Source organism: Arthrobacter sp. Y3225116, from assembly GCF_059091245.1.
The window spans coordinates 1-5924 of the sequence record NZ_JBNHGL010000180.1; the positions used below are offsets into that span (position 1 = coordinate 1).

Below are 5924 nucleotides of genomic sequence, written 5' to 3' on the forward strand. Positions count from 1 at the left end.
GGGGCGGTTTCGGCGGGCGGGAACGCTTCGGCCGAGCAGGCGCACCGGCACGACGGGCCCGCACGCGTCCAGCTCGCCGGCCGCTCCGGGAGTTCCAAGGTCACGCTGCTCCCGGTTGAGGGGCCTGCCGTCGATCCAGCTTCTCCGGCACCGCCCGCGCCGGAACAGGACGCCGCGGATCAGGACGCCGCGGAGCCTGCGCCGCCGGAGAACGGCAGCGCCGACGGCGCAGCGGCCGCCGGCAAGGAGGCCCGGCCGGCCAGGGAAGCCGAGCCTGCGTCCGCGGACACCACGGCGCTTCCGGTCATCAACCCACGGCGCTGACCCCTGCTGCCCGGGGCGCTGACCCCTGCTGCCCGGGGCGCCGATCGCTGCTGCGCGGGGCGCTACTACGAGTAGGCCCGCAACACCGCCGCCTCCAGCTCCGCTTCGCCGGCCAGGCCGTGCGGGCGCACCAGTTTGTCCTGCCCGACGTAGTAAAAGGCGGCCTTGACGCGGTCCACGTCGATTCCGTGCAGGCGTGCCCACGCCAGCCGATAGACGGCCAGCTGCACCGACTTCACCGACAGTTGCGTGCCCGTCGGCGCGGTTCCGGTCTTCCAGTCGATCAGGTCCCAGCTGCCGTCCGCGTCGCGGAACACGGCATCGATGCGCCCGCGCACCACGACGCCGCCGACGCGGGTCTCGACGGGCACTTCGATGGCTGCCGGGACCCGGTCGGCCCATTCGGACGCTTTGAAGGTCTCGACCAGGCCGGCCAGATCATAGGCCTCGTCGACGTGGGCGTCGGCCGCGTCCGGGTAGGCCTCGAGATCGAACATCCCCGTGGTGCCGAAGTATTCCTCGATCCAGCTGTGGAAGGCGGTGCCCTTTCTGGCGGCCATTCCGGGCTTCCGGGGCACCGGACGCCGCAGGCGCCGCGTGACTTCGTCCGGGTCGTCGGCCAAGTCCACCAGCAGCGACGCGGAGATGTGCGCCGGCAGCTCCACTTCGCCGGCGGTGGGGGCGGCGTTGTGGCGTTCCAGAAGCAGCCTGGCCTCATGGGCCCACGCCGAGTCGGCGGCCGGCTGCCGGTCCTGTGCCAGCGACTCGAGCACTGCCTGCGCGGCCTGTTCCATGGCCGCCCGGCGGCCCGGACGTTGCCGCTGCGGGATGCCGCTGCGGTAGACCCGCGGTCCTTCCAGCGGATCGAAGGGCCACATGGCTGTTTCCACTTCGGCCCGAAACGGATTCTCCGGCCCGAGTTCCTCGTCCGCTACCCAATGCCGCACCTGCACTGCCGTGGGTTCCTCCTGTGACATTTCGTGCAGTTCGGCAAGGAAGGCCGACACGGCCGTGGGCTTGACCTTGCTGCCGGTCCAGCCGGCGGAGCTGCAGACCAGCAGGTGCTTGGCCCGGGTGTAGGCGACGTAGGCCAGCCGGCGCTCTTCGTCTTCGCCGTGTGCCTGGACGTCCGACTTGTAGTCCGCTTCCGCGTTCAGCCAGGACAACTGGTCCGGCTGGTCGGTATCCCACTGGGGAAGGTCGGACCGGTCGCCGCGCAACGGCCAGGGCAGGGCAGCGTGGCCGCTGCTCCACCGGTTGTCCGAGGAGGAAGGGAAGGCGCCGTCGTTGAGTCCGGGGACGAAGACTGCGTCCCATTCCAGCCCCTTGGAAGCGTGGACCGTCAGCAGCTGCACGGCATCGTGCCGCACGTCCACCTGCGCCATGTCCAGGCCTCCCTCTTCGGCGGCAGCCGCTTCCAGCCACGCCAAAAAGGCCAGCAGGTCCACGCGCTGCGATGTCTGCATGAACGCTGCCGCTGCATCGTGGAAAGCATCAAGGTTGCGCCGCGCCTGGTGGATGCTCTGGCCGGGTTTGGAGGCAACCTCGATGTCCAGCAGCATGGTGCGTTCCACTTCGCCCAGCAACAGCGTCAAGTCGTCGCCGACGAAGCTGCGCAGGTAGCGGACCTCTTCCGCCAAGCGCCCCAAACGCTCAAGCGCGACGGGCGTCAGCGACCGCCCGTGGCGCGAGGTCCAGCCCGGCTTGGGCAGCCGGTCCAGCGCCTCGATCAGGGACGCGGCCTCGGCCAGGTCCTGTTCGACGACGGCCTCGCCCGCGGCCTCATCCCGGTCCAGTTCGGCGGCCTCGCCTGCCGCCGCCGCGCGGCGCCGGCTCTCCAGGAACCGGGACCAATCGGCCAGGGCCATCAGGTCCGCCGGTCCGATCCGCCAGCGTGCCCCTGCCAGCAGCCGCATCAGCGCGTCGGACCGTCCCGGATCAGCCAGGACGCGCAGGGTCGCCACGAGGTCCACGATCTCCGGCTGCGCCAGCAGCCCGGCCAGCCCGATGATTTCGTAGGGAATGCCCCGCTCTTCGAGTACCTTGGCGATGCCCGGGATCTGTGCCCGCCGCCGGCACAGCACGGCGGTGCTGACGGGTTCGGCACGGCCGGTTTCAGGGTCGCGGGCGAAAACCGTCTTCCGTGCCCGCTCGATCGCGTCGGCGAGGGCGAGGGTCTCCTCCGCCTCGGTCGCGTAGCGTCCCAGTGCCACCGTCCCTTCCGTGGCCCCCGGCCGTGGGCGCAGCGGCGGAACGCTGATCCGGCCGGGGCGCGGACGGTTCGGGTCTTCCCGGTTCAGCGGTGCCGAGATCCGGTTGGCCATCCGCAGGATGTTGATGCTGTTGCGCCAGGCCACCGTGAGGAAACCGGCCGGAGCCGGGGCCCGCCGGCCGTCGTCGCCCACCAGGGGAAAGTGCTCCTGAAAAGCGAAGAGCTGGCCGGCGGAGGCACCGCGGAAGCCGTAGATGGACTGGTTCGGGTCGCCCACTGCGGTGACGGCATGCCCGTCCCCGAACAGTTCGGAGAACAGCACCATTTGGGCGTGGGAGGTGTCCTGGAATTCGTCCAGCAACACGACTTTGTAGCGGCTGCGTTCCAGCTGGCGGGCCTGCGGCACTTCGCGGGCGATGCGGGCCGCGAGGGAGACCAGGTCGCCGAAATCCAGCACCCCGCGTTCCCGCTTGGCCCGGTTGTAGCCCGCGGCCAGGTTGGCCACGGTGATCCGGGTCCGCAGCCGGTCCAGCAATTTCCGCACCTCCTGCTTGGCCGGCTTGGTGCTGCCGTCGATGTAGGGAAGGGCGGCGATCCGCTCCACCTCCTCCGCGAGGTAGCCGGCAGCCTGGTCCGGGGTGACCAGATGCTCCGAGCATTCCCCGGCGAACTGCATCACGGCGTTGACCAGGGTCGATTTGCTGGCCACCAGGTGCTCGATGGGGCCGTCGTACGCCTCCACGCAGTGGCTGGCCAGCTGCCAGGACTGCGCGGTGCCCAGCAGCACCACGTCGCGTTCAATTCCCAGACGCAGCCCGTAGTCGCTGACCAAACCGTTGGCGTACGAATGGTACGTCGAGACCTTCGGTTCGACCAGGCCGGCGGCATCGTCGGCCTCCTGCGGCAGCAGGCCCTTGCGGTCCAGCTTGGCCAGCTGCGCGCGGATCCGGGCGGCCAGCTCGCCTGCGGCCTTGCGCGTGAAAGTGACGCCGAGGATTTCATCGGGGCGGACGAACCCATTGGCCACGAGCCAGACAACGCGGTCGGCCATCGTCGCCGTCTTGCCGGAGCCCGCGCCGGCGATGACCAGCATCGGCTGCAGCGGGGAGCTGATGATGGCCGACTGTTCGGCTGTCGGCAGGTGCTGGCCCAGCAGTCCGGCAAGTTCTTCCGGGCTGTAGGTTGTGGTGACCGCTCCTATGCTCATTCGGTGACCTGCCTTCCTTCTGCGCACAGGGGACAAATTTCCGGTGCACGGCAGCCGTGACCGCCGTTGCCGGACCGCTGCGGATCGTGCCGGGCCTCGAATTCGGAAGCGGCCATGAGAGCCGCGGCCTCGTGGATCATCGCTGTGGCCCAGTCTTCGCCGTCGGCCAGGCTCTCCTGCTGCTGGACTTTGACCGATTTCAGGTCCTGTCCCAGTTGGACCAGGGAAGCGCCGCCCGGGGCTGACGCATGTTCGGGGAATCCTCCGGCCTGGACCGCCGCCTGGTAGCTGCCCAGCTGCGGGTGCCGCTCCAGTTCTGCCTTGGTCGGGGCAGCGCGTCCCGTTTTCAGGTCCACGATGTGCAGCCGCCCGTCGGCGTCCAGCTCCAATCGGTCCACCTGTCCCCGCAGCCTGGCCACGCGTTCCGGACCCGGCAGGTCAACCGAGAAGTCCTGTTCCACGCCGACCAGGCTCCGGCCCTCCGCACGCATCTGGATCACGTACTGAGCCAGTCTCCGGACCATTCCTTCGGCACGGTTGAAGTCAAGCCGTCCCTCCCAGTTCTCCTTCATCCCCAACTGCGGCCAGCGCCGGAGCAGTTCGGCCACGTATTCCGTTCCGGTGCCCGCGGGGAAGTCCTGCGCAATTCCGTGGACCAGGGTGCCCAGGCTGCGGGCGAAGTCGGTGGCCGCTTCGCCCCCTGCCGCTTGGATGAACCAGTCGAGCGGGGACTTCTGGACGGCCTCCACCTTCGAGGGGGAAACCGGGACGGGTTCCCCCTCCGGAACGACCGGTGCCGTGCTGCTCAGCGGCAGCAATCCCCACCAGTCGCGCGGGTGCGCGCCGGGCACCGGCACCGGGCTGGCCGCCAGCATGGCGAGCACGGCGGCAGCATCCGCCGCTTCTTCCGGACGGGTCGAGGCTTGCTGGGCGGCCTGCCGGAGTTCCGCCGCCAAGGCACGCACGGTTCGCGGGCGGAGGACTTCCGTCGCCGGCCGGGGGGTTTCCGGGTCCAGCCAGGGCTCAACCAGATCGAGGAACTGGGACGGCTGGGCGTCTTCGGACTGCACCGCCGTGCAGATCAGCCGGCGTTCGGCACGCGAGATCGCCGTGGAAAAACTCCGCAATTCGTCGTACCGGATTTCCCGCAGCCTGCTCACCGCGTCGATCCGCCGGGCGTCCTCGACGCCGCGCTCCAAAACCTCGACGAACTCCGTGCTGCCCAGCAGTTCACCACGCAGCCTGGTGTTCGGCCACACCCCCTCTTGGACGCCGGCCACGATGACCAGCGGCCAGCCCCGGCCCGCCGCCGAGGCTGGCGTGAGGAGTTCCACGGCTTCCCGCATCTGGGCGCGCGGCGCGAGGTTGTCCATCGGCAGTTCCTGGTTCAACAGGTATTCCAGGAACTGCCGGGGACTGGAGCCGGGGAGTTGGTCCACATACCGCTCGGCGGTCTGGAACAGCGCCATCATGGCGTCGAGGTCCCGGTCCGCCCGTACGCCGACCGGTCCGCCTTGCAGTGCCTGTGCCGCCCAGCGATCGGAGAGCCCGGTGGCGGACCACAGTGCCCACAGCACCGTCTCGGCGTTGGCCCCCGGCTCGGCCGCCGCGTCCCGACCGGCCTTGAGCATCCGCGCGATCCTCCTGGCGGATCCGCCTTCCCTTCCGAGCGTGCCGAGGAACACGGGGTCGCCGATCGCTTCCACGAGCAGGGAATCGCTGGACCGGCCCCCGCCGCCGAGCAGCTCTTCGCGCCGCAGTGCCTGGCGCAGGCGGCGCAGGTCGATCGCCGTCGCGCCGCCGATCCTGGAGGTCAGGAGGGCGACGGCAGCGTCGGGGGTGAGTAGTTCCGGCTCAAGGGCCACGGCCAACGCGTCCAGCAGCGGCCGGACCGCGGCCTCGTCGCGCACCGCGCTTTCGGCAACCGGGACCTTGACCGCGATGTCCTGGCCGGTGAGGTAGCGGGCGAGGGCCGAGAGCTGGCCGCCGGTGCGGACGATCACGGCCATCTCGCTGAGCCGGTAGCCCTCGAACAGCCTGGCTTCCAGGATCCGCTGCGCCACGTAGCGGTGCTCGTGGACCGGCGACGCGACCACGTGCGAACTGGCGGCGGGCGCGTCGTTCCGGTCCCCGCCGCCGTGGGCGGGCGCGGTTCCGCTCCCAACTTCTGCTTCCGCACCG

At 70.2% G+C, this 5924-nt stretch carries 2 protein-coding genes and 1 pseudogene; 1 reads left to right on the top strand and 2 read right to left on the bottom strand.

What is annotated here, in order from left to right; genetic code table 11:
- A pseudogene (locus tag AC5RV2_RS13685) lies at positions 1–324 on the top strand (hypothetical protein); the annotation flags it as partial.
- A gap of 65 nt (positions 325–389) precedes the next feature.
- Here the strand turns inward: AC5RV2_RS13685 and AC5RV2_RS13690 are convergent.
- The gene (locus AC5RV2_RS13690) at positions 390–3743 is read right to left on the bottom strand and encodes an ATP-dependent helicase (RefSeq protein ID WP_494092787.1); all 3354 of its coding nucleotides are present in this window, start codon (positions 3741–3743) and stop codon (positions 390–392) included.
- A partial coding sequence (locus AC5RV2_RS13695) for a PD-(D/E)XK nuclease family protein (protein ID WP_494092788.1) occupies positions 3740–5924 on the bottom strand: 2185 nt, incomplete at its 5' end. The genes AC5RV2_RS13695 and AC5RV2_RS13690, both read right to left, overlap by 4 nt.

Bases quoted from the DNA above. Each gene is read 5' to 3' on its own strand.
- AC5RV2_RS13690 (WP_494092787.1), bottom strand. From the start codon at position 3,743: ATGAGCATAGGAGCGGTCACCACAACCTACAGCCCGGAAGAACTTGCC.